Origin of the sequence: Methylobacterium sp. J-001 (assembly GCF_022829565.1) — a bacterium.
Classification (GTDB): Bacteria; Pseudomonadota; Alphaproteobacteria; order Rhizobiales; family Beijerinckiaceae; genus Methylobacterium.
Genome location: NZ_JAKSYN010000195.1, coordinates 11957 through 36075 on the forward strand (window position 1 = coordinate 11957; position 24119 = coordinate 36075).

At 67.0% G+C, this 24119-nt stretch carries 14 protein-coding genes and 1 pseudogene; 8 read left to right on the forward strand and 7 right to left on the reverse strand.

Translation table 11 applies throughout. From position 1 onward, the window contains the following. Positions 1-25: 25 nt before the first annotated feature. Genes MKK65_RS22895 through MKK65_RS22905 form a run of 3 tightly spaced genes read right to left on the reverse strand, consistent with a single transcriptional unit; the run spans position 26 to position 2660 of the window. Entirely contained in the window at positions 26-1597 is a 1572-nt protein-coding gene (locus tag MKK65_RS22895; protein ID WP_243960341.1) for a recombinase family protein, read from the reverse strand. Beyond that, positions 1594-2085: a DUF2924 domain-containing protein gene (locus MKK65_RS22900; RefSeq protein ID WP_243960342.1), complete on the reverse strand. Its 492-nt coding sequence runs from the start codon at positions 2083-2085 to the stop codon at positions 1594-1596. Before MKK65_RS22900 ends, MKK65_RS22895 begins: the two co-directional genes overlap by 4 nt. Positions 2086-2126: 41 nt before the next feature. Continuing rightward, positions 2127-2660 carry a DUF3489 domain-containing protein gene (locus tag MKK65_RS22905; protein ID WP_147941242.1) on the reverse strand — a complete coding sequence of 178 codons (534 nt, stop codon included), beginning with the start codon at positions 2658-2660 and terminating at the stop codon, positions 2127-2129. Positions 2661-3430: 770 nt separating this feature from the next. Between MKK65_RS22905 and MKK65_RS22910 the strand changes: the two are divergent. Beyond that, a pseudogene (locus MKK65_RS22910) lies at positions 3431-3610 on the forward strand (ISL3 family transposase); the annotation flags it as partial. Between the two features lie 1014 nt (positions 3611-4624). On the opposite strand, the gene bcsS reads toward MKK65_RS22910, so the two are convergent. Together bcsS and MKK65_RS22920 are read right to left on the reverse strand one after the other, a co-directional pair. Beyond that, complete coding sequence (gene bcsS / locus MKK65_RS22915) at positions 4625-5437, reverse strand: cellulose biosynthesis protein BcsS (protein WP_147910593.1); 813 nt, start codon at positions 5435-5437, stop codon at positions 4625-4627. Between the two features lie 171 nt (positions 5438-5608). Then, positions 5609-8017 (reverse strand): response regulator, encoded by a 2409-nt coding sequence (locus MKK65_RS22920; RefSeq protein ID WP_243960343.1) that lies wholly within the window; start codon positions 8015-8017, stop codon positions 5609-5611. Between the two features lie 435 nt (positions 8018-8452). Here MKK65_RS22920 and bcsA point away from each other — a divergent pair, with 435 nt between their 5' ends. The 5 genes from bcsA to bcsN are packed head-to-tail and all read left to right on the forward strand — an operon-like array spanning position 8453 to position 17529. Beyond that, the gene (gene bcsA, locus MKK65_RS22925; RefSeq protein ID WP_147941520.1) at positions 8453-10843 is read left to right on the forward strand and encodes a UDP-forming cellulose synthase catalytic subunit; all 2391 of its coding nucleotides are present in this window, start codon (positions 8453-8455) and stop codon (positions 10841-10843) included. Between the two features lie 5 nt (positions 10844-10848). Beyond that, positions 10849-13443: a cellulose biosynthesis cyclic di-GMP-binding regulatory protein BcsB gene (locus tag MKK65_RS22930; protein WP_243960348.1), complete on the forward strand. Its 2595-nt coding sequence runs from the start codon at positions 10849-10851 to the stop codon at positions 13441-13443. After that, positions 13440-14585, forward strand: coding sequence for a glycosyl hydrolase family 8 (locus MKK65_RS22935; protein ID WP_147909451.1), 1146 nt, complete (start codon positions 13440-13442; stop codon positions 14583-14585). The genes MKK65_RS22930 and MKK65_RS22935 overlap by 4 nt, the downstream gene beginning before the upstream one ends. Next, a complete protein-coding gene (locus MKK65_RS22940; protein WP_243960344.1) occupies positions 14570-16546 on the forward strand; it encodes a hypothetical protein in 1977 nt (658 codons plus the stop codon). The genes MKK65_RS22935 and MKK65_RS22940 overlap by 16 nt, the downstream gene beginning before the upstream one ends. Beyond that, on the forward strand, positions 16543-17529 hold the full coding sequence (gene bcsN / locus MKK65_RS22945; RefSeq protein ID WP_243960345.1) for a cellulose biosynthesis protein BcsN: 987 nt from the start codon (positions 16543-16545) through the stop codon (positions 17527-17529). Before MKK65_RS22940 ends, bcsN begins: the two co-directional genes overlap by 4 nt. A gap of 784 nt (positions 17530-18313) precedes the next feature. Here bcsN and MKK65_RS22950 read toward each other — a convergent pair. Both MKK65_RS22950 and MKK65_RS22955 read right to left on the reverse strand, forming a co-directional pair. After that, entirely contained in the window at positions 18314-19453 is a 1140-nt protein-coding gene (locus tag MKK65_RS22950) for an MFS transporter (RefSeq protein WP_147909155.1), read from the reverse strand. Between the two features lie 54 nt (positions 19454-19507). After that, positions 19508-20263 (reverse strand): N-acyl amino acid synthase FeeM domain-containing protein, encoded by a 756-nt coding sequence (locus MKK65_RS22955; protein WP_147909156.1) that lies wholly within the window; start codon positions 20261-20263, stop codon positions 19508-19510. A 358-nt stretch (positions 20264-20621) separates the two neighbouring features. Here MKK65_RS22955 and MKK65_RS22960 point away from each other — a divergent pair, with 358 nt between their 5' ends. Both MKK65_RS22960 and MKK65_RS22965 read left to right on the forward strand, forming a co-directional pair. Next, on the forward strand, positions 20622-22745 hold the full coding sequence (locus tag MKK65_RS22960; RefSeq protein ID WP_243960346.1) for a putative bifunctional diguanylate cyclase/phosphodiesterase: 2124 nt from the start codon (positions 20622-20624) through the stop codon (positions 22743-22745). Positions 22746-23564: 819 nt separating this feature from the next. After that, the coding region (locus MKK65_RS22965) for a PAS-domain containing protein (protein WP_243960347.1) at positions 23565-24119 on the forward strand (555 nt) is incomplete at its 3' end.

A 24119-nucleotide genomic window follows, 5' to 3' on the forward strand; every position in this document is an offset into this window, starting at 1 on the left:
GGAGCACAGGCGGGACGCTCAGTTATCACAAGCCAAGGATGCGTTCCTGTGCATTCCAAGCGGGGGGCAGCTCGTAGAGATGACGCAGGCCGATGCCCCGGGGCAGCCGCGCCTCGACGATCACCTGCACGATGCGAGGGGAGAGTAGGGCGAGGGACAGCGTCATGCGCACCGAGCGCTCGCTGACCTGCTCGGCCCTGGCGATCGCCTCGATGCTCGTGCTTCGCCCACCCACGAGATCCCCCATCCAGGTCCGGCCCGCGGCGATGCCTACGAGCATGCGGGTGCGATCCTCCGCCTTCATCGCCCGCAGCCGATCGCCCTCGCGCCCCGGCGGTACGACGATCGCCCTGCGGCGGCGCTGCAGCTGATGCGCGAAGGGCAGCGACAAGGGAGGGCGGTCGCCGGTGAGCTGCAGCACGAGGTGATCGGCATGCACCGTCACCGTCTCGAGTTCGGCAGCGACCACGGCAGCGTCTTCGAGCGGTACCGGGCTCGGTGCAGCGATGCTCCGTAGACCAGCCACGACCACCGCCTCGATCGGCCCGGCAGGCAAGCGCAGCCGCTTGCCATCCAGCCCGACCTCACGGGCGACGTAGTAGCGGTAACGCAGTGAACCCTTCTGGGCATGGCTCGGCACCATCGGCTCACCTGCCACATCGCGTAGGCGCCCGGTGAGGAGGTGCACGCTCTCAGATCGCCCGCGGTGATGCTGATGGTGGTTGGTGGTGAGCCGTTCCTGCACCGCCTGCCACGTCACCCCGTCCACGATCGCGGCATGCTGGCCTTCATGGACCTGACCCTTGTGCCGAAGCTGACCGATGTAGAGCGGATTGCCGAGCAGCTTGTACAGATGCCCGCGCGAGAACGGACCCCCACCGGTCTCTCGCCCAGCCCCGTCGCGGCGGGCCGGCAGGGTGATGCCCTGCTCGTCGAGATCCTGCTTGAGCGCCGCCACCGTGCCGTGCGCGAGGTAGCCCGCGAAGATCGCCCGCACGAGGGCGGCATGTTCCTCGACGACGTGCAGGGCGCGGTCCTCGACCCGGTAGCCAAGTGGGACGACGCCGCCCATCCAGATCCCCTTGCGCTTGCTCGCGGCGATCTTGTCGCGGATGCGTTCGCCGGTGACCTCACGCTCGAACTGGGCGAACGACAGCAGCACGTTGAGCGTAAGCCGGCCCATGCTGGTGGTGGTGTTGAACGCCTGGGTCACCGACACGAACGAGACGCCGTGCCCGTCGAACAGCTCGACCAACTTGGCGAAGTCGGACAGGGCCCGGGTGAGCCGGTCGACCTTGTACACGACGATCACGTCGACGCGCCGGGCCTGCACCTCGGCGAGCAGCCGTTGCAGGGCGGGGCGTTCGAGCGATCCGCCGGAGAAGCCGCCGTCGTCGTAGCGGCCGGGTAGCAGGCGCCAGCCCTCGTGCGCCTGGGAGCGGATGTAGGCTTCGGCGGCTTCACGCTGGTTGTCGAGGGAGTTGAACTCCTGATCGAGCCCGTGCTCGGTCGAGACCCGGGTGTAGATCGCGCAGCGCAGCGTCGGCCGTGTGCCGGGGGGCGGTGCCTGTCGTGGTTTGGACGACCGGGCACTCATGCCTCAACCCTCCCCACACCGAGCTCCCCACCGCCAGTGGTCTTGGCGCGCAGGCCGAAGAAGCGGGGGCCGTTCCACTTGGTGCCGGTGATAGCCTGCGCCACGCGGGACAGGCTGTCATAGGTCGCCCCGTTCCAGGCGTAGCACGCGTCCAACACGTGCACGGTGTGCATCACACCGGCCCATTCCCGCGAGAGCGTCACGCCGGGTGTGTGCCCGCGTCGGTCCGGCACCGGCACCGACACGCGGATCGGCATATCGTCCCCGCTCTGGCCTCTTGGGCCCCGTGCCTGTGCGAGCCGCTCGAGCGCCCGCGCGGTATCGCGATCGAGGTCACCATAGGCCAGAGCCTGCAGGCGGTAGGCGATCACCCGCGCGCGCAGGGCCGGCGGGAGGCCGGGAGGCGGGGCTGCGCCGAAGACCTGGCGCCAGCGCCGTTCCAGTGCCGCCGCGTCCATCCCGGCGAGCGCGTCGAGCAAGGCGGACACGTGGTCCGCCTCGCTCCCCAAAATGGGCTGGGTCCGCGCCATCAGGCGACGGCCTGAATCGGCATGCCAGCCTGCGGCTCAGCCTCAGCGCCCCGCGTCAGCGTCTCCCGCTTGCGCCGCGAGCGAGTGCGAGCGGCGGGCGAGGGTGGAAGGATGCGGTAGGCCGTCGTCGCGTCTGGCCGCGCTGCCTTCGCCAGCGGCTGTCCCCCGGACCGGATCCGAGAGAGGGCCGCGCGCGTCGTGTGCGGGAGCCAGCCCGTCGCCGCGATGAGCTCAGCGAGCGTAGCTCCGTTGTCTCTCGTCAGCAGCGTCAGCACCAGCACCTTCTTGTTCGGGCGGCACGCTGTGTTGGTCCGGGCGGGCGGGGTGAGGCCAATTGCCAGGTAGCCCGTGGGCGTCAGGCGATGCTGTCCGTCCGGCGCATCCGATGGGGTAATGAGGTCGTCGCGTAGGAGACGGCCAATGAGCCGTTTGCGACTGGCCGGTTTCATCTCTGGTGCGAAGCGTAGGCGGCCCTCGCATGCGGCGGTCTGCAGGATGCTGGTCTCGGTGCGGGTGAGCGAAATGGTGGTCATGGGTCGGGGTCTCCGTCGGGGGCAGGTCAGGCCCTGCCACGACCCCGACCCCGCGGGCGGCGCAAGGCCGGCCGGCGGGGCAAAGCGTGGATGGTCGGAATGACAACCTAGTGAAAAGAGGAATGCGTCAGCCGTCGCGTTGCCACTCCGCTACTTCCAGACTCTTGCTAATCCATACAAGTACAGTCTTGGTGACCGCGCCAACGTCGCTTAGTATTGTGATCAACGCGTCGATTCTATGAGATACGCTCAGGCTTGTCATAATGATTAGCCAGTTTCCGTGCGTCGGGCTGGAGACCACACACGCTCCGTTCGCTTCGACAGTCAAGTCGAAGCTACGGTTGGGCTGAAACGGTCCGAAACTTCGCGCCGTTGTCCACTGCGAACGGAAGCTCGTGACCCTTCTCAGACCTTCAGAAGGTCCGCTTGCTGGAGGTCTGATCGAACCAGAATGACCGAAGGTTGCCGAAAGCAGAATGACCGCTTCAGTGAAGGCCGGCCGTAAAAGCCGACGGCCTGCTACCGACCCAACCCAGCCGCCTGAGACGCCGTTGGCGCTTCCCGAAAGCGGCCGTTCGTAAGCCCTCCGGCAATTTCGGCTCGGGGTGGCAACCGGACCTTGGCTTTCCGTCCCGAAGCGGACGTTCCGCCGCTGAGCCGGACGCGATGGCGGGCCATCTACAACGAAGTGCGGCATCTGCAAGCCGCGGGGTGCCGCCGCGGATCTCAACCCTTGAATCACAGAGGCCAAGGCTTCCGGCGCACTTGCCATCGCCACCTTCGCTGCGGGACTGAACGGTGACGCTGCCGCGGTCAGGGCGGCCCTGACCGAGCCCTGGAGCAGTGGCCAGGCCGAAGGCCAGATCAACCGGCTTAAGCTGATCAAGCGCCAAAGCTACGGTCGAGCGGGTCTCGATCTCCTACAGCGCCGTATGGTCCTCGCCACCTGATCCACGCAAAGTGAGCAAGAGCCGTTTCTGTGGACGGTTACGGGGCTTGGCAGAATAGGGGCTCGAGTAACGGGTCCGGCTGAATTTCCTGCTCGTAGACGAAGATCAAGCGCAGAAGCGACATCGCCGCAAAACCCCGGGTGCAATCCCGCGGGACGAGGCCTTTCTGCTTGAGCGGCGCTCGATCTAAGGACCGCGCCTCGGGCTCTGCATCGGCGCGCATCCTTCCTCGCGCTCGGGCTACGACCATCCAACGCGCTCCGAGCGTTGCGCTCTCGCCTCCGCCGCGCGGGGAGGAGACGGGCATGGTGGTGAACGATCAGGTGCGGTGGGTTCCCGTCTGCGCCAATCCCCACCTTCGGCTCCTCCCGACGAGGGAGCTGGATACAGCGTCCCACCTTCAGAGTATCGGCATCTCCGGGATGCATTGATCCGGTTGCCCGCCCGCGGGACGGGCACGGCGCATTCGACCGCAGCGGCGTGGCGAAGGCCGGAAATGACAAGCCGTATCTGAGATCATGTTCCATTCTGGAACGAAGTCATTGGCTCTAATCTAGCACTAGACGCCGCCGCCTAGAGGTGTCCAATGCATCAATTTATCGGTCTAATTGCCATTTTCGCGACCCTCGCCGGGGTCCTTCACACCTGGGGGGCGCCGCGGTGGATCATCGCTGGTCTCTGCGCCGTGGGGCTCGTCGGGGTGTTCGCCTCCTTCACGGCTTCCAGCCCAGGGGGGTCCCCTCGCCGGTCTCCTCGGCGCAGTCGCTCAACGCTGCGATGCAGCCCGTCTTGGAAGGCGTCTGGGATCCCCTGAAGCCAAGCCAGCTCCTGGCAACGTCCCGGTAAGCCCGTCCCGTCGATCGCCGTCGGGATGATCCCGGGGAGCAGCCCTGGCCGGATGGTCGGGGCAAGCGACGGCGATGACCGGCGACCGAACCGAGCCGTCCCACCCTGGCAGCGGGTCAGAGGATCGGAATTGCCGCAGACGCGCTCCGATTGCGCGCCGGCCAAGGGCTAGAAGGTCGAGCGGGCCTCGACGCTGGAATAATAGCCGGAGCCCTGGATCCGGTCGCGGACATAGCCGGCGGCGACGGACATCTGCACGGGCCCGAACCGGACGCCGGTCAGATGCGCGCCGATGCGATATTGCCGGAAAAAGTCATCACCGAGGAACAGCGCCTCGGGGCCGATATAAACGCCGTCGGCGACCATGTAGCCGACGCGCAGACGGGAGTAATAGGCGTTGAACTTGGTCGAGTACGAGCCGTAGGCCGAGACCATAGTCCGGTCGCTCGGCGTCGCGTAGAAGTTGCCGGCGACCTTCAGCCCGACGCCCGTGCCCACGACTGGATTGCCCGGATCGGGGACGGACAGCTGATTGCTGCGGACATTGAAGCCGATGTAGCCGGCGAGGGCCGCGTCCTTCCAGACCCACTCGTAACCCGCCTGGAGGGCGCCCTCCTCCTGGTAGCCGGTGACCCGCGTGGCCACGGACCGCCCGGGATACGAATAGGTGCCGGCGATGGCGTCGACGCGCACCCGCAGGCCGTCTCGCGTGGGCGAGCCGTTGGGCGCGGCGGTCACCGTGACGGAGCCGAAGGCCGAGCTGTTCGAGGTGACGCTGGTCGAGCCGTCGACGGCGACGGCCCAGCTGTCATCGACCGCCTGCTGCGAGGCGCCGGTGTACCAGTCGGCGCCCGTCGACCGCACCGCGAGGTCGGCCGCGTCGGCGGCGGAGACGGCAGCCGCGCAGGCACACAAAACGGCGAGCGCTGTCGTAAACGGAGACGGCAGCTTTCGGGCAATCGGTCCCGCGATCCCGCCCATACTCACCGGCTCCGTTAAGCTACGATTTACGCTTTAGCCAACACTCGCCGACAATGGTTAACATTGGATTTTGGAAAGACTACTTTCCAACTGTGCGCCTGCGGCCAAGATCGGGCGCCGAGGCGCACGCGACTTCGCCTGATGCCCCGGGCCGGCCGGGCCGCTTCGAGATCAAGCGGCGCGCGCGCGATTGACGGCGACGTCAAGGACGACCTGCAGGTCCTCGTTGCGGAAGGGCTTGTCGATCCGCAGGAAGGCGTCGGCGGAGGACGGCAGCTGGCCGTGCGGGCTGGCGAGGATGATCCGGATGTCCGGATACCGCTCGACCACGGTGGCTGCGAGCTGAAGGCCGGCCATCACCGGCATCGATTGATCGACGATCATCGCGTCGAAGGCGGCGTCGCGCGCGAGCACCTCGAGGGCGTGCGCCCCGGAGGCGGCCTGGACCACCCCGTGACCGAGATCGGCGATTACCTCGGCGACGCTCGCCCGCACGAGGCCGTCGCTCTCCACCAGCAGGATCTTCCTGGTCACCGCAGGGAGCGAAGAGAGCCTCGCCGCGGCCGGACGCGCCGCCGGGAGCCAGAACTCGGCCAGGAAGGGCTCGCCGCCGCTGCCGTCGCGGACGACGTGCCACTCGCCGCCGCTCTCGGCGACCAGCGCCGCCGCGGCGGTCAAAGTCCGTCCCGTCTCGGACGGCGGCAAGGCCGTCTCCGGGCGACGGCCGCTGCTGACGAGGATGCGCACGTAGGGGGTGGGCGGCGCCTCGGCGTTCGGGTCATCCAGAACGCCCTCGGCCGCCGCGATGGCGAAGCCGGCGAGGCAGGCGTCGCGGATATGGAAGGCCAGGTTGAGGAGCAGCAGTTCCAGCACGCGCTCGCTGCACAGGACCGTCGGCAGGCCGGCGGGGATGCGATTGAGCACCGGCATGTCGCCGAGGGCGTTCGCCTCCAGGAACGGTAGATAGGCCTCGAAGGTGGTGGCGAGTTCGGTCTCGGCGAGGGTGATGTCGGTCTCGTCGCCGCGCACGAGGTGCAGCATCCGACGGGTGAGCGCGGCGCCCCGGCGGGCACCGACCATCGCCCGCCCGACCAGCCGGTCCTGCTCAGCGCCGAGGGAGTGGCGGCGCGTCAGCAGGGCGAGATTGGTCAGGACGACGGTGAGGACGTCGTTGAATTCGTGAACGATCCCGTCGGTCACCCGCCGCAGGACGAGATTGCGGCGCGGCTCAACCGGCTGCGGCAGGGTCGCGTCCGCGTGGCCCGGCAGCTTCCGCATGAGCGCGAACAGCCGCCGATCGCCTCTGACATCGGGCAGGCAGAGCAGCCTCACCTGCACCTGCTGGTCCGGCCAGTCGTGCAGGCGCAGGACCGCGTCGTGCGGGCCGTCGGCGGCGAGGGCGGCAAGGCGCGTCCTCTCGAGAAGTGGGCGGTCGGCCGCGACGAAGCAGGCGGCGAACGGGGCTCCCTCGCCGCCGCCCTCGCTCCGGGCGTTCAACAGGGTCCGGCCGGTCTCGGGATCTATCTCGCAGCAGGCCCAGCCCGACACGGTTTCGAAGGTGGTCAGCCGCGCCTTGAGCCGCGCGACTTCCGAATCGACGCCCGCCACCAGCAGCCCGGTGCTGCGCCGCTGCCCGGCGAACGCGTCCGACAGCGCCGCGAACTCGCCGATCCATGTCCGCGCGCCGACGGCCTCGTCCGCCTCTTCGCCCGTCAGCAGCCGCCGCAACGGCCGCGTCAGACGCGTCCCCGCGACGAAGCCGAGGGCCGCCGCGCAGGCCACGAGCGCGAGGCCGATGCCGGGCATCCGCCAGTCCGGCGAGCCTGCCAGGGACGCGCCGGAGGGAACGGCCTGCGCCGTCACCAGCCATCCCGGGGAACCGATCTCGGCCGCCGCGCGCATCGGCGTTGTGGCCGACACGCTGGCCGCCCGGAACGGGCTCGGCGTGCCGACGAGGACCCGGCTGTCCGCGGTGGCGACGACGAAACCGAGTGTCTCGGGCATGGTCAGGGTGCGGCGGACGTCCTCCTCGATGCCGGTGAAGTAGCTCGGTGCGGCATCGAGGCGCAGTAGGCCGCCCTGCCCGCGCTCGCCCAGCGCGACGACGGCGCCGAACGGCGCCTCAGCATCCGTCTCCTCGGTCACCACACTCACGCCGGCCGCACGGCCGCGCAGGAACCAGGTCTGCCGGGCGACGCTGCGGCCGACCAGCCGCTCGTCTTGGGCTGCCAGCACGGTGCCGTCGGACGCCACGAGCAGGCCATCGCGATAGATCGGATTCAGACCGAGCCATTCGCGCAGGCGCGCGGCGCGCTGATCGGCCGAGAGCAGGCCCTCGTCGTCGCGCAGCGCCAGGGCGGCATTGCGGGCATCCCCGATCGTCTGCCGCAGCCGCTCCGTGATGGCTGCGACGTAGGCGCGCGAGGCCGCGCCCACCGAATCCCGGACGGACAGCGGCACGCCGGGTTGCGTGGCAGGAACGACGACGAGGAGCGCGGCCGCGAACCCCGCCGCGGCCGCGATCGCCACCTGCAGCGCGTTCAGGAGTCTGAGAGAAATCTGCAGCGGCTTCGCGATCATCCGTCCGTCCGGGGAGCTGTCCCGAGCGAGGCGCGATTTTCGTTAAGGGTCGATTAAGCCCGTCGGCGGACGCAGGGAGCGACGACGGCGTCAGCGGCGACGGGTCCGGAGGGCCGCCAGAACGGTTCGAAATATCCGCCTCACTATGCCGCCCTGCGCGCTGTCATCGTCGGTTATCGCGAAGATGCCGGTTTGGCGGAAAGAGTTTTCATGGCGTTGCCAAAGCCTCGATTTCGCTTTTGAAGAGCGATCGACTGTCGCGTGATCGCCGTCTGCTCAATGGGCCGTTTTCCTAAGTTAACCGTAATTGCCGATCTGATAAATCGAGCTGGATATTATCACGGCATTTGTCCATTGACCCTCATCGCTGTACAAATCCGGCCCTAGAGCCGTTGCACCTCGATCCGAGGGATTTTTGGCCCGGGAGGCGGTAGCGTGAGGCAGGCGTTGCGTTGGCTGGCCTGGGTTGGGGCTACACTGGCCAGCCTCGCCGTGCTCAGCCAGCCGGTCGGGACGCAGGCCCAGCTCGCCATGAGCCTCGCCGCCATGGCGGCGATGATCGTGCTGTGGTCCGTGTTCGACGGGCCGCGGACGCGCTTCGTCTTCATGGCGCTCGGCAGCCTGGTGGTGCTGCGCTACATCCTGTGGCGGCTCACTAGCACACTGCCCTCGCCGGGCGATCCGATCAGCTTCGGGTTCGGCCTGATCCTGCTGGTGGCGGAGCTGTACTGCGTCTTCATCCTGTTCGTCAGCCTGATCATCAACGCGGACCCGCTGCAGCGCGACCCGCCGGCCAAGGCCGCGGCCGCCGACCTGCCCACGGTCGACGTGTTCGTGCCGAGCTACAACGAGGATGCCGCGATCCTTGCCATGACCCTGGCGGCGGCTCGGCAGCTCAACTATCCGCCCGACAAGCTGACCGTGTGGCTGCTCGACGACGGCGGTACCGACCAGAAGTGCAGCGATGCCGACCCGGCCAAGGCCGCGGCGGCGCGGGCGCGCCGGGGGGAACTGCAGGCGCTATGCGACGAACTCGGCGTCCGCTATCTCACGCGCGCCCGCAACGAGCATGCGAAGGCCGGCAATCTCAACAACGGCCTGGCCCACGCCAAGGGGGAACTGGTGGCGGTGCTCGATGCCGACCACGTCCCGTTCCGCTCGTTCCTTGCCGAGACGGTGGGCTATTTCGCGCAGGACCCGCGCCTCTTCCTGGTGCAGACGCCGCACGCCTTTCTCAATCCGGACCCGATCGAGCGTAATCTGCGCACCTTCGAGCGCATGCCGGCGGAGAACGAGATGTTCTACGCGGTGACGCAGCGTGGCCTCGACAAGTGGAACGGCTCGTTCTTCTGCGGCTCGGCGGCTCTGCTGCGCCGCATCGCCCTCGACGAGGCCGGAGGGTTCTCGGGCATCACCATCACGGAGGATTGCGAGACCGCCTTCGAGCTGCACTCGCGCAACTGGACCAGCGCCTATGTCGACCGGCCACTGATCGCCGGCCTGCAGCCGGACACGCTGACGGATTTCATTGGCCAGCGCTCGCGCTGGTGCCAGGGGATGTTCCAGATCCTGATGCTGAAGAACCCGATCTTCCAGAAGGGTCTCAAGCCCGTCCAGAAGATCGCCTACCTCTCCAGCATGACCTTCTGGTTCTTCCCGATTCCGCGGCTGATCTTCATGTTCGCGCCGCTGCTCCACATCTTCTTCGATCTGAAGATCTTCGTGGCCAGCGTGGACGAGTCGATCGCCTACACGCTGACCTACATCATCATCAATCTGATGATCCAGAACTACATCTACGGCAAGTTCCGCTGGCCGTTCGTGTCGGAGCTCTACGAGTACATCCAGGGCGTCTATCTCGCCAAGGCAATCGTCTCGGTCATCGCCTCGCCGCGCAAGCCGACCTTCAACGTCACCAACAAGGGCGCGACGCTCGACCACGACCATATCTCGTCGCTGGCACTGCCGTTCTTCCTCATACACCTGCTCCTGATGCTCGGCTGCGCCGTCGCGGCGTGGCGCTACCTGTTCGAGCCCGGCGTGACCAACCTGATGCTGGTGGTCGGGCTGTGGAACTTCTTCAACCTGCTCACGGCGGGCGCCTCACTCGGCGTCTGCGCCGAGCGGCGCCAACTCGAGCGCACCCCATCGCTGGCGATCGATCGCCGCGGCGTCCTCAGCCTGTCGGGGCGCAGCACCGACGTGGCGATTGAGCTGGTCTCTGCCGAGGCCTGCACTGTCCGTCTCCTGAGTGGCGCCTTCGATCAGGGGCTCGTCCGTACTTCGTTGCGCGGGGCGCTCAGCGTCGAGCCGACGGCCGGGGCCAGGCGGCCCGCGCCCCTGCCGGTCCATCTCGAAAAGGCGACGCGTGACGGTCGGGAACTGGTCCTGCGGTTGAGCTTCGGCGAGCTGGCCGTTCGCGACTACCCGGCGCTGGCGGGGCTGATGTACGGCGACGCCGAAGCGATGCGCCGCTTCCAGCTCCGGCGGCGGCGGCACAAGGACATTCCCACCGGCACGCTGCAATTCGCGTGGTGGGGCTTGGTCGAACCGTTCCGCGCGCTGCGCTATCTCCTGGCCAGCCGCCGCCCCCGGCCGGTCGAGGTCGGGGAGGCGCTGGTCTACGACGCACCGTCCGGCGCCGCCTCCCTGCCCGCCGTCCCGTCGGTACCCGTTCCGGAAGCGGGGAGCCATGCGGCGCCCGTTCCCGCTGCCGCCAAGACCGCCGACGCCGAGAGTGGGGACGACTGGGTCCGCCTGATGATGGATTACGAGAACGAGCGCACCCTGGCCGAGCTTCGCGGCCGGCGCTCGAGCGCGGCGTGACGGCGATGGGTGTCCGGCTGGGCCTTTCCGCGCTGGGGCTGCTGCTAGCCCTCGCGGGCCATCCCGCTCTGGCCCAGAGCTTCCTCGGCCGCGGTCCGGCCGAGCGGCTGACGGTGCCGCCGAGCGGCAACGCCCTGCGGGCTCCGACCGAGGACGGGACGGCTCCGGCGCGGAGCCCGGATGCCCCGGCGGCGGAGCAGAGACCGGCGGTGCCGCGCGCCGTGGAGCCACCGCGGGCCTCGGCCCCGCAGGCGGTGCCGCGCGGGGTGATCCAATCGACCATCGCGCCGGCGCGGCGGCTTCCGTCCGGCCCGCGGGGTTTCCGCCTGACCGGGGAGGAGGATTCCCTGCGCTATCCGGTCTATCTCACCGACGCGCAGACGCGGGGGCCGGCGCGGCTGCGTCTCTCCTACCTGTCCGCGATCTCGGTGGCGCCGGAGAGTTCCGAACTCGCCGCCTTCGTCAACGGCACCAAGGTCGGCTGGACCCGCATCCAGGCTCCCGGCGCGGTGAAGGTCGTAGAATTCGCCATCGGCGAGGGCGTGCTCAAGCCCGGCTACAATGCCGTGACCTTCACGGCCAGCCAGCGCCACCGCGTCGACTGCTCGACGGCCGCGACCTACGAACTGTGGACTCAGATCGACCCGTCGCGGTCGGGCCTCGTGGTCGGAACCGCCACGGACATGGATGTCCGCTCCCTCGCCGCCGCGGAGCCCGACGAGAGCGGTGCGCTGCCGATCCAGGTGATCCTGAACGAGCGCCCGAACCTGGCGCGGCTGGAGCGGATGATCGAGGCGGTGCAGGCTCTCGCGCTCGTGGGGCGCGTCGCCCGTCCGACCGTGACCTTCGGGCCGCCCCTTCAGGGCCGCAACGGCATCAATCTCGTCGTCGGCACCGCCTCCGAGATCGGCGGGATCGAAGGGGTCTCGGACCTCGGTCCGATCACCGGGCCCCGTCTCGCCATGCTGCCGACGCGGCCGAACGTACCGCCGACCCTCGTGGTCACCGGGTCCCGCGAGGAGGACGTCCGGCAGGCGATCGCCAACCTCGCCGTTTCCGCCGAGACCGGGACGCCCGGCGGGCTCAAAGCCGTGCAGCTCTTCCGCGGCTACATGGTCTATGGCGGCGAGAACCTGACCCTCGACCGTCTCGGCGCGGCGTCGCGTGAGTTCTCGGGACGCCTGCTGCATGTCGGCTTCGACCTGCGCTTCCCCGGCGATTTCGTCCCGGCCGATTACGGCAAGGCCATGCTGCACCTCGCCGGCGCTTACGTGGCCGGGCTCTCCTCGGAGGCCCGCATCGTCATCGACATCAACGGACGCAACGCCGCCAGCATTCCGCTCCCGGACGCACGCGGCGAGGTGTTCGACGACAGCGCCATCCCCCTGCCCTTCAGCCTGTGGCGCCCGGGGGTGAACCACGTCGAGATCTCGGCGCAGCTCCCCAACGCCGCCGACCAGACCTGCGACACCCTCAGCCCGGCGGCCAAGCAGGCGCGTTACCTGTTCCTCGATCGCTCCCGGATCGAGATCCCGCATTTCGCCCGGGCGGCGCGCAGCCCCGACCTCGCGGCGATCAAGGGGGGGGCGGTGCCCTTCGTCGTGCCGGGACAGCGCCCGCGTCTCGTGCTGCCGACACCGGACCGCGACAGCGCCGATGCCGCCGCGACCCTGGCCGCCCGGCTAGCGATGGCCTCGGAGCGGGTCATCGACTTTGAGGTGGTCACCCAGCAGCAGGTGGCGTTCGATGCGAGCCAGCTCGTGGTCGCCCCCGCCCGCGCCCTCGACCCGGCGCTGCTCGAGGCGGTCGGATTCGATCCGCAGCAGATTCAGCGGGTCTGGGAGGGCCGCGCCGACATGGTGGCCACGCCCGGCCAGTTCGGGCCCGAGGGCGTGCTCACCCTCGACCGCCTGCGCCGCAACCTGCCGATGCGCTGCGCCCTTCCCACCCTGATCTCGCAGGTCCGGCAGGCCCAGCCCGCCCAGACCCCGCCGACCCAGACACAGCCGGCCCAGTCCCCGCCCCAGGCCGAGGCGGCCGCCGGCCCGTCCCAGACCTCCGCGCTCTCCTCCGACCGCGACCTCATCGATCGCTGGGAAGCCTCGACGCGCGGCTCGCGCCAGATCTGGTCGGCCCTGGACGCCGTCTGGAATGAGATCACCGGCACGGTGCGATCCCTGCGCCAGACGGTGACGGCGCAGATGCGAACGGACGATGCGGTCGAGGTCCCGGCCACGGCCTCGCTGCTGATCGCCGAGGGGCCGCCGGTCCAGTCGAGCAACACCGTGATCGTCACGGCGCCGAACGCGTCGCTGCTGAAGGCATCCGTTTCCTGCCTCGTCGATCCCGTGGTCTGGGCCCGGCTGGGCGGCAGCGCCGCCTTTCTCGATGCCTCGACCGGCGCGCTCGTGACGTCCCGGCCCGAGCGGATCGAGATCGTCGAGACGCAGCCGCGCTCCCTGGCGAACCTGCGCCTCGTCTCCGCGGCCTGGCTGTCGATCAACCCGGAATATTACGTCGGCATGACCCTCGCCATGGCCCTCTGCCTCGGCCTCGCCACCACGAGTCTCGTGCGCAACGTCGGTAGGAAGAATTCATGAGCCGCCGCGACCGCTCCCCGCTCGCCGCGGCGATCCTCGTCGCGGCAATCCTGCCCGCCTCGGCCCAGGAGCAGCCGGTGGTCCCGCCGAGCACCGCGCAACCGGGCGCGCAGCCCGCTCAGGCTTCCCGCCCGGCGAATTCGGGACTCGCCGGCAAGCTCGGCAACGATGCCGCCTGGCGTGCCTACCGCACCCGGTTCATCACCGATCAGGGCCGTGTGGTCGACACCGCCAACGGCCAGATCAGCCACAGCGAAGGCCAGGGCTACGGCATGCTGCTCGCCGTGGCGGCGGGCGACCGGGTGACGTTCGAGCGGATCTGGGGCTGGACCCGCGCCAACCTGATGGTCCGCGGCGACGAGCTGCTGGCGTGGCGCTGGTCTCCGGACAAGAGGCCGGCGGTGGCCGACATGAACAACGCCACCGACGGCGACATCCTCGTCGCCTGGGCCCTGACCGAGGCGGCCGAGGCCTGGAACGAGCCGAGCTACCGCACCGCCGCTCGGCGGATCGCCATCGAGTTCGGGCGCAAGACCATCCTGTTCAAGGATCCGCACGGGGCGCTGCTGCTGCCTGCGGTCTCCGGCTTCTCCGCCCGGGAGCGGCCGGACGGGCCGCTCGTCAACCTGTCCTACTGGATCTTTCCCGCCTTCCCGCGCCTCGCCCTGGTAGCGCCGGAATACGATTGGGCGGCCCTGACGCGCAGCGGCCTCGCGCTGCTGCGCCAGTCCCGCTTCGGCCCCAGCAACCTGCCCACCGAGTGGATCTCCGCCAAGGACGCCCCGCATCCGGCCACGGGCTTTCCGCCGCTGTTCTCCTACAACGCCATCCGCATCCCGCTCTACCTCGCCTGGGCTGGGCTGGTGCGACCCGACGACCTCGCGCCGTTCCAGGCGCTGTGGTCGGGCGCCGACCGCGAGCGGCTGCCGATCGTCGATACCGGCGACGGGCGCAAGGTCGAATGGCTCACCGAGGCCGGCTATTTGGGGATCCCGGCGCTGGTGGCCTGCGCCCTCGACGGCACGCCCTTTCCCGAGGATGCGCGGGGCGATATCGGCAATCAGAACTACTATCCGGCGACCCTGAGCCTACTCGCCCTGACCGCGGCCCGCATGCGCTACCCGTCATGCCTGAAGTCCTGACCGGTCGTTCCCGGGCCCGCATGCGGCGGGCCGGTCCCTGCTTTCTGCTGGCGCTCGTTGCCGTGCCCGCCGCGGCGCAGAACGCCGTCCCTTCGGCCCGGCCCGAGCCCCGCATCATCTACGGCGACGGCCCGCGCGCGCCCGCGATCCTGGCCGACCCGGCCACGTCCCGCACCACCGACATGGTCGACGAGAGCGCCCTGCGCTACTACGCCGCCCAGAAGCAGACCGCCCGGATGAAGGCCGAGATCGCCCGGCTCAAGCGGCTCTATCCGGGCTGGAACGAGCCCCCGGATCTCAACGCCCTGCAGCCGAGCCCGCCCGAGGAGGCGGCCCTTTGGGACCTGTTCACCGCGGGGCGCTTCGACGATCTGCGCGCGGCGATCGCCGCCCGCCGCTCGATCGATCCCGCTTGGCAGCCCTCCGAGGAACTGGCGCGCAAGCTCCGCCGGGCCGAGTTCCGGTCGCGGATCACCGCGCTGACCGGCAAGGAATCCAGCGCGATCATCGATCTCTACCGGGCGGATCCCGGAGCCCTCGATCCCCTCGACGTCCAGAGCATCTGGATGGTCGCCGATGCCCTCGGCGATTCCGGTTCGGGTGACGAGGCGTTCGAACTGTACAAGTCGATCCTCGACGGCAACGCCGATTCCGGCGTGCGCCTCGCCACCATCCAGAAGACGATGGCGCACCTGCGCATGGCGCAGGCGGAACGCCTGATCGAGATGGGACACCGCGGCCCGAACGGGACCTCCGAGTTCGACGCGATCCGCCTCGACATCACCCGCGCGCGGATCGCCGCCTTCCTGCACGAGGAGAGTGCGGAATCCCCCACCCCGGCCGACCTCGCGGCCTTCCAGACCGTCGCCCGCAAGAGCGGCGATCCCAGCCAGACCAGCCTGCTCGGCTGGTACGCCTACAAGCGCCGGCAGTACCGGGAGGCGCTCGAATGGTTCAAGCAGGCGATCGCCCGGGGCGGCGACGCCATGGTCGCCCATGGGCTCGCCCTCACCCTGCGCCAGCTCGACATGCAGCGCGAGGCCGAGGAAGTCGCCTATGCATGGCGCGACCGGTTCGTGGGCAACGAGCTGCTCTACATCGACATCCTGGAGCAGAAGCTGACGCTGCCGCGCCCGCCCGCGATCGAGCCCGCGCGCATCGCCCGCTACGCCCAGGTCGTTACCGCGACCACCTCCGGCGAGGGCGCCCAGGGACTCGCGTGGTACGCCTACAATTCCTGCCAGTTCGACACGGCCCTGGAATGGTTTCAGCGGGCCGTCGCCTGGATGCCGAGCGAGGGCACCGTGTTCGGCTACGCCCTGACGCTCCAGCGGCTGAAGCGGCAGCGTCCCTTTCTCGAGACGGTGAACCGCTACGACGGCCTCTTCCCCAAGGCGGTCGATCTGCTGTTCCAGGACGCGACCGCAGGGTCGCCGCTGCCCTGCGACCCCGCACCGCCCGTCGCCGCGGCCGCTCCCGGGCGTCACGCGGCCGCTCCGGGCAGGGCCGAGGTCGCCCCCCTCAACCGGGTGCCGCGGCCGGATCTCCCGAACGCCGCGGCCGATGCGAAGCCCATCGCGGTTCAGCGCAATGAGTTTCCCCTGGCGGTGTCGATGGAGAACGGCCTGCGCTACCCGCCGCCCGGGCTGGCGCGGATCCTGGCCGAGCCCGTTCCCGCCGGCACCTACGCGAGAGAGCCCACGGCCTCGGCGCCGCCCCTCGTGGCGCGGCGCGTGCCCGGCGCGGGGCCGATGCCCTATGAGCGCTTCGGCTACGCCCTGCTGCCGGATTATCGCGGGGGGGACAAGCCCGAACTCCTCTCGCCTCCTGCCCCGGGAACGTTGTGGCAAGACCAGCAGGCCGAGCGGGGGCGGCCCGAGAATTCCGAGGCGAAGCGGTTTCAGTTGCCCGCACGTTCGGCCTTCGACACGTCCGCCACGACCGAACGGACCGGCCCGTGAGGCGCATCGGAGTTCTTGCCGCCCGGATCGGCGCACGCATCGGCGTCATCCCGTGGCTCCTTGCGAGCGGCGCGGCCATCGCACAGCCGGCTCCCGTTCTGGTGATGCCAGGTGCCGGGACCGTCACGGCGGTGATCGAGACACGCGAACGCGACGGTTTTGACCAGCGCCTGCGCTATGCTGGCGGCGACGGCCGCAACCATGCCGAGCTTGCCCTGCGCAGGGAGACCGCCGATCTGCTCCTCGCCTTCCCGCCGCGGCTAGCCAAGCCCAGCGAGTTCGGGATCGCGGGGGAGATCGCCGTCCGGTTTCCGGGACAGGCGATGACCGTGCGGCCGCCGCTGCGGAACGCATACGGTCCGATCGGGATCGCCCTCGGCGTCGATTGCCTCTACGCGTGGCAATGGATCGATGGCGACCGCGGCGACAGCCCCTCCGGCGGCCAGCCGGCACTGTTTCAGGCCGAGCCGGTCGCGCGACGCCGGGCGATCTCCCTGAGGATCCGGATGTGCCGCACCGCTGAGGCCAGCCTCGGCGACCTCGTCCGTGCGGTGGAGGGCCTGCGGATCGCCCTGCCGGGAACGCGCCTCCTGCCGCCGGCCGCGCGCGTCCGATCCCAGAGAACCGCACCGAAGGCGGTCGCCCGTCGCCCTGGCAAGCCAGCCGCCGGCGAGGCGGAAAAGGCCGAGATCCCGCCGCCGCGGAAGCTGCCACCGCCGCAGCAGCCGGTCGCGGCGCCCGTCTCTCCGCCGATCGCGGCGCCCGTCGCGCCGCCGATCGCGGCGCCCGATCAGAAGCGCTACATCGTGCCGCCGAACCCGCAGGCGCCCGCTCCCCTGCTGCCGGAGGGCATTAACCAGCGCTACATCACGGATGGCGGCGGTCCCGGGACCGCACCCAAGCCGGTCCCGGGCCAGGCGCCCGGCGAGACCTTCTTCCGTGACCTTCCACCCGAAGCCTATCGGCCACCCTCGGTCCGATAGGCCGTCCTTCATCAGGCCTGAAGCCATCCTGCATGCGCGGGAAGAGCGGCACGATCTGAGCCGCCCAGGATCTCCTTAGGCTCGCTTCGTCTCATCTTTACTCGCCCTCGCGCACCAGGCAGCGAGAAGCGTCGCGAGGGCGTCGGCATCCAATCCATAGTTGTACGGCAAACCGACACCGCGCCCGGCGAGGCGGCGGTTGATTGCGGCGATCCGGTTATTCGCCGCGCTTGCATCGTCGAACACAACCTTCCGCTGATGCCCCAAGCGACGCAGTCGTGATTGATGAGGCCGTTGCCATTTTCTGGGCCCGCTACGGGATAGAGCGTTGGGCATAGACCATCGCAGCTTGCTGATTATCCGCCGCCGTTCGCCCGGTGCTAAGCTAACTTGATGTCCGCTTCGGAGATGGAGACAGCGCTGGCTGAATGGCAGATTTGGGCGCAGAGCCGAACGACCGCTTTGGCGCGGGTCGGCGATCCGGCATGGCGTAGTCTGGCCGAAAGCAGTCTGTCTGCTTCGGAGACGAGCCGCCCGAAAAGCGGACGAGCTTCTAGCGACCCAACTCTGTCATCCAGAGCAGGCTTTGTAGTGCTCTAAAGCGGTCGCTCGTGCGCCAACAATCGCAGCGGCGATCTAGCTGCGACCGCCGCGCAAGTAAGCGCACTGGTTCGGAAAGGATTTCGCGTCTCCGCCACTGAAATATTGATCAAGGCTGTCTCGGCCGCTGGTGGACACCTCCGCCTAGCGATTGAGCAAGATGACTCCCCCGCCCATGCTTCCATTAGACTGCGACCGTCTGACGATGCGGTGCTAGCAGGAGCATGCCAAGGGCCGCAAGCATGGCCATGCACGCCCCGAATAGAACCGGACCCGCAACGGTGTGCGTCACATTGCGGATCAGACCGGCGACCGCCGGCAGGCCCGTCATCGATACGTAGAAACTTAGATAGAACATCCCCATGCCGCCGGCGCGACTGTCCGCGGAGAGCAACTCACCCGGAAGCGCCAGTAGCAGCCCCGCCGGCAGCCCGAAGATCACGGCCAGGACCACGAAGGCGACGATCGTCTGGGGACCAAGCGCCATCGCGACGGCCGCGCTGGCAACGAGCATGAGGCTCGCGACCGTGAAGGCTACAGGACGCGCCACGCGCTGCGCGATCCAGCCACCCGCGGGCAGCACGACGACGAGCACCCAGCCAAGGACACTCGCGATGAAGCTGGCGTTGGCCAGGGTGTAACCGTTCGCCAGAAAGAGGTCGGGGGCCGCCGACACGAAGATGACAAGGGACACGTTGTAGAGGCCCCAGACGGCGCCGGCGCCCGTAGCAAGCGCGTAATCGCGCACTCTTAGCCCTGCAGTTGCGGCAGAGCGCATATCAACGTGCTGAAGTGGGTCGCGGTAAAACAAATGTACGAGGACCAAAGCGAGGAGGCTTGGCAGCGCGCTCACGATTGCGATGCCGCTCCAACCATAGACGATGCCGGTCGCCGGCAATGTCACGAGCCCGAGCGCAATGCCGAGGGGCCAGCTTGCTACGAAGATGCTGAAGGCGAGCACGGCGTCACGACCGGCGAACCAGTCCGTAACCATCCGCGTAAGTACGACGTTCAGCAGAACCCCGCCTGCACCGCTGATGATGCGGCCGGCGAACAGCATTGGCACCTCTATGGTGACCATCGTCAAGGCGCCAACCACCATCAGACCCAAGCCGATGAGGACGATGGGCTTGCTCCCGAACCGCTGGGCCAGCAGACCGCCCGGCAGAGCGAGCACGATACCGGGCAGCATGTGGCAGCCGATCAGAAGGCCGAGCTGCGCAAAGCCCAGTTCCGTGCCTTCCGTCAGGGAGAAGGATCCGGCCGCGATCGACTCGAACTGATAGGCGATGGCCGACCGCGCGATGAAGAGGACGGTCAGCATGAGCCATCGTCGGTTATTCACCGGCGTGTTGAGCCGTCTGGACAATCGCTTCCCTTAAACGCTGAAGTTGCGCTCCACTCGAGCCGGCTCGATCTGCCAAATATTGGTGAGGGTGTCATCAGTCTCCACCGGAGTGTAATTTGACGCAAACAGGCTTGCGCGCTCTGCATCGGTAGACGCCAGGAAGGGATACCGGGCCTCGACGGTCTTCTTCACGTCCAGATAGTTCACGACTGACAGGCCTACCGGCTTCGTGAGCTTCGGATAAGGTCGAGCCTCACACAGTTCTGTCGCACTCCAATAACGGCGATAGAAGGCACGATGCTCGGGGCGGATGGCGAGCAGGATGTACTCGCCCTCAAAATGCTCCATTGCCAGCCACGCGAGTCGCAGTGTCAAGTAGGGCAATTCCGGCAGGCGGCGCGAAAGGTTGAGATTCGCGACGAACCGGGTGGGGTCGACGATGATGCAGCCGGCATCGATCATCGGCTCGATGATGTCGGGGAACACGGCGGTCGTCGGCAGGGCACTCGCGTATGGCAGGGTGATGTTGAGACGGATCGACCCCGAGAGCGCGCCATCGACGTATACACCGTAAATGAATGCGTTCTTCTGCTCGTCGACGGCATCGGTGAAACGCTTATCCGCCCGGGCGGTGATCGCGCCCTCCCGTAGGTAGGCTTCGTAGCGGAGGCGGAAAATCGCTTCGCGGTCTTCGGTATCGATGGCGCGACGATACGTGATGCGCTCAAGCAGGGACACAGCGCGCGCCTTGAGTCCTTGCGGGCGCATGGCTTCGATCGTCGACATCAGGGATCCTCACTAGCTCGGTAAGGAAACCTTAACCTTATTCGCGGCGATTTTGCACGCTTGGCCAATCAATAATTTTTTGCGGAGCAGGATACCGTCAGCGACGTCCCGCTGCGGGCCGGGTTGTTCCGGTCTGCCCCGACAATCTGAGTTCGTGGGTTGCCCGCGGCGAGGACCTTGACTGGACCTCACCCTTTGTCACAGCGGCCGTGGCATTGGACTCGTCTAAGAGCGAGAAATGCAAGCAGTCCCACCGATACTTAGTGCCGAAATACGTCGAGATCGATCGCGGCGTTAATGGTATTGAAGTGTCGTCGCGGCATCGTCATTCTGACGTGCTGTCGATGGATTCCTCATCGTGCTGATTTCTAGCTCGCAATCAGGCGATGTGGTCGCGCCTCCCACGCGGGAAGCCGCTCAGGTGCGGACGTCCCTCGTCGAGGCCAATCGTTTGTTGGTCCTGGCCGAAGAGATGGCCCATGTGGGTCATTGGCAATTCGACCAAATCTCCGGCCTTGGCTATTTCTCGGACGAGGCGCGCCGCATCTTCGGTTTCGCGGAAGACTTGAAGATCACGCGCGAACCGGTACTGATGGCCTACCATCCCGAGGATCGCGCGCGGGTCCTGGCGCTGCTGGCCGACCACGTCGCCGCTGGCACCCGGTTTGAATACCCAGCCAAGATCGTTCAGCCGAGCGGCGAGGTCCGCGTACTGCTTGTGCGAGGTCGATGCGACCGCAATGCGGCAGGTACATCCGTCGTGACGTTCGGAACGGTGCTGGACGTCACCGAGATCCGCCGCACTGAGCAGCGTCTTCAGGAGACCAGCACGCTGCTAACGAACACCCTGAACACGATGGATCAGGGACTGCTCATGGTCGACGCCGACGGCATCGTGCAGGTCTGTAACGCTCGTGCCATCGAACTGCTGGAACTGCCCGCCGCACTGATGCAGTCGAATCCGAGCTTCTCGACGGTCGTGCGCTATCAGCAGGAGCAGGACGATTTCCGCAAATCTGATCCGGGTTTCCAGCGCTGGGTTGCGAGCGGCGGCCTGGAGTCGCGGCCGCAGACCTATGAGCGCGAGCGCCCGAACGGCACCGTCCTGGAAATAAGGACCGTGCCGCTGCCAGACGGTAGCGCGGTGCGCACCTTCACCGACATTACAGAGCGCAAGCAGAACGAGAGGCGCATCGCGCACATGGCGCGCCATGATGCTTTGACGGATCTGCCTAACCGAACTCTGTTTCACGAGTGCCTGAACCAGCGGCTCGACGACATGCGGTGGCGTGGGGGCGGGTGCGCGGTGCTTTTTCTTGACCTCGACCGGTTCAAAGCGGTCAACGACACGCTTGGTCATCTGGCAGGCGACGTGTTGCTACGGGAGATGGCCGGCCGTCTGAACCAGGTTGTTCAGATCGGCGACTTGGTCGCGCGCCTGGGCGGAGACGAGTTCGCCGTGCTTGTTTCCGAAGTCGACCGCGTAGGAGCGGTATCCGATCTAGCTGCTCGTCTGGTCGCCGCGGTACGAGTGCCGACGCTCATCGGCGCACAATCCGTCGAGGTCGGCGTCAGCGTGGGTATCGCCTTGTCACCCGAGCACGGCACGGATGGCGAGACGGTCTTCCGGCGCGCCGATCTCGCCTTATACCAGGCGAAGGCGGACGGGCGCGGCACCTTCAGGATCTTCGAATTTGGGTTCGACGATCGGGCCGCCGAGCGCCTCAGTCTCGAGAGCGACCTGCGGCATGCAATTTCGAGCGAGACGCTCGCCCTACATTATCAGCCTCAGGCTCGGAGCGACACGGGCGAAATCGTCGGCTTCGAAGTCCTCGCCCGCTGGACCCATCCCACACGGGGACCGATCGCGCCGGCCACATTCATCGGTCTCGCCGAGGAAACCGGCCTGATCTTGCCGCTGGGCGAACTAGTCTTGCGAGCAGCCTGCCGCGAAGCGGCAGGCTGGGTCCGGCCGCTCAAAATTGCGGTCAACCTGTCCCCCCGGCAGTTTTCTCAGACCGATCTACCCGAGCGAATTCTCGCAATCCTGGCCGAGACTGGCCTATCGCCGGCCCGACTGGAGCTTGAGGTCACCGAGACGGTGATCATCAACGATTTATCTCGCGCCCTAGCCACCCTGTGCCGCCTTAAGGCGATGGGCGTCCGCATCAGCATGGATGATTTCGGTACGGGTTATTCGTCGCTGGCTACATTGCAAGCGTTTCCCTTCGACAAAATCAAGATCGACCGGTCCTTCGTAAGCAGCATGGACGCCAACCCGCAATCGAAGGCGATTGTCCGAGCCGTCCTCGGTCTCGGTCGCAGCCTCAAGATGGGTGTTGTCGCGGAAGGGGTCGAGACGGCGGCGCAGCTGCGATTTTTGTCAAAGGCGGGCTGCGACGAGGTTCAGGGGTACTTCATCGGACGCCCTCAACCCATCGAGAACTTTGCTGATCTTATTCATGAAATTGATAAAATTTAGACAGATAGCGTAATTGGTTAAGCAAGACCAGCGGATGTATTTCCTAGCAACGTCCTTCATCGCCGGTCGCGATAAGCGCTAAAGCTTTCCTTAAAATAATTGTAATAATCGTTGTTTCGGAAAATTATTTCTTCTTAGTTATTGACTGAGCAAAAGACGGTGTTGCGACGAACGGCACCAATACGATTGCCAGGCACACAACGCTGATCTCAAATAGAAAGCGAACTGCCCGTTTTGGCAGCTTCCGTATTAACTGAAGTCCGCTTTTCACGCGCCTTGACCAAATGTAGACTGAATGAATTCTACCCATCTGAGACGCTCAGGCCAGCGCTTCGTGTATGCTGCATCTGGCCGAAAGCTGCCTGTCCGGTTTCTGGCAGACCGTGGCTCGAAGCAAACATGCCCGCCTGACCGAGCGTTTCACCGGCGTTTGAAATTCCGACATATTTTCCCGACAAAAAATGAGCCGGTTTGGTAGGGCTTCTGAAAGTTGGGACGACTCGTCGGGAAAGCGATCGGATACCCGACATATGATTGATAGGACAATTGTCCTTTTTAGGGGAGTGGTAACGCATGCTGTTTCTGATCAGCGATCTAAACCCTAATGAGACAAGGGAACGATCTCGCAGCCTTAGCTCACCTACGCTTCGCGCTATCAGATGGGCTCAGCGGCGGACGGCCCGAAACGTACGCTGCGACAAACGGTATATCAAACAATCCCGATAGCCATGCACCTCACATTAAAACACTCGTCCTTATAAGTGTCCTATTCGTCCTCTCATATGCTGCCCGGCAGCCTCAATCGAAGGCCCTCGTGGGATGAGCGCTGATCTGCATCACTTCGGCGCTTCACGGCGCAAGATGGTGCCACCTACGATCTGGTTGGAACCAAACTCTGCTCCGGACCTCATCTGGAGCCGATATCTCGATGTAATACGGCATGGCCTGTTGATAATCCACGCCTCAGGCCGGGTCGTTATCATGACCAACCCGGCCGAGCGCCTACTCAACAATATGAAGTTCGAGCAGACGGCCAATCTATCCTCACGGCAATTGCTTCGAGCCCTGTGCACGGGCGCTTCGCAATCGCGGCAAGAAATCTTCGAGGCCCTGCGAGGCGCACGCGACCTCCAAACCGCCGCTTCGTTTGAGGTGGCGGGCCAGGATCACACGCTGCAGGTCGAGATCCGTTCCGTCGCGGGTGAAGGATGGGTCGCAACACTTGAGGATGTCAGCGCCCGCAAGGCGAACGAGGCGCGTGCTGACGAGTTGGCGCGTCTCGATCCACTCACCGGCCTGCCAAACCGCCTGCTCTTGCAAGAACGCCTGGCTGGAGCCGTGGCACGCTTGCAGCGCAACGAAGAGACTTGCGCT

Excerpts from the sequence above, each read along its gene's own strand:
- MKK65_RS22895 (WP_243960341.1), bottom strand. The coding sequence starts at position 1,597 with ATGAGTGCCCGGTCGTCCAAACCACGACAGGCACCGCCCCCCGGCACA.
- MKK65_RS22905 (WP_147941242.1), bottom strand. The coding sequence starts at position 2,660 with ATGACCACCATTTCGCTCACCCGCACCGAGACCAGCATCCTGCAGACC.
- bcsS (WP_147910593.1), bottom strand. The coding sequence starts at position 5,437 with ATGGGCGGGATCGCGGGACCGATTGCCCGAAAGCTGCCGTCTCCGTTT.
- MKK65_RS22920 (WP_243960343.1), bottom strand. The coding sequence starts at position 8,017 with ATGATCGCGAAGCCGCTGCAGATTTCTCTCAGACTCCTGAACGCGCTG.
- MKK65_RS22930 (WP_243960348.1), top strand. The coding sequence starts at position 10,849 with ATGGGTGTCCGGCTGGGCCTTTCCGCGCTGGGGCTGCTGCTAGCCCTC.
- MKK65_RS22935 (WP_147909451.1), top strand. The coding sequence starts at position 13,440 with ATGAGCCGCCGCGACCGCTCCCCGCTCGCCGCGGCGATCCTCGTCGCG.
- MKK65_RS22940 (WP_243960344.1), top strand. The coding sequence starts at position 14,570 with ATGCCTGAAGTCCTGACCGGTCGTTCCCGGGCCCGCATGCGGCGGGCC.
- MKK65_RS22950 (WP_147909155.1), bottom strand. The coding sequence starts at position 19,453 with ATGCTGACCGTCCTCTTCATCGCGCGGTCGGCCATCGCCTATCAGTTC.
- MKK65_RS22955 (WP_147909156.1), bottom strand. The coding sequence starts at position 20,263 with ATGTCGACGATCGAAGCCATGCGCCCGCAAGGACTCAAGGCGCGCGCT.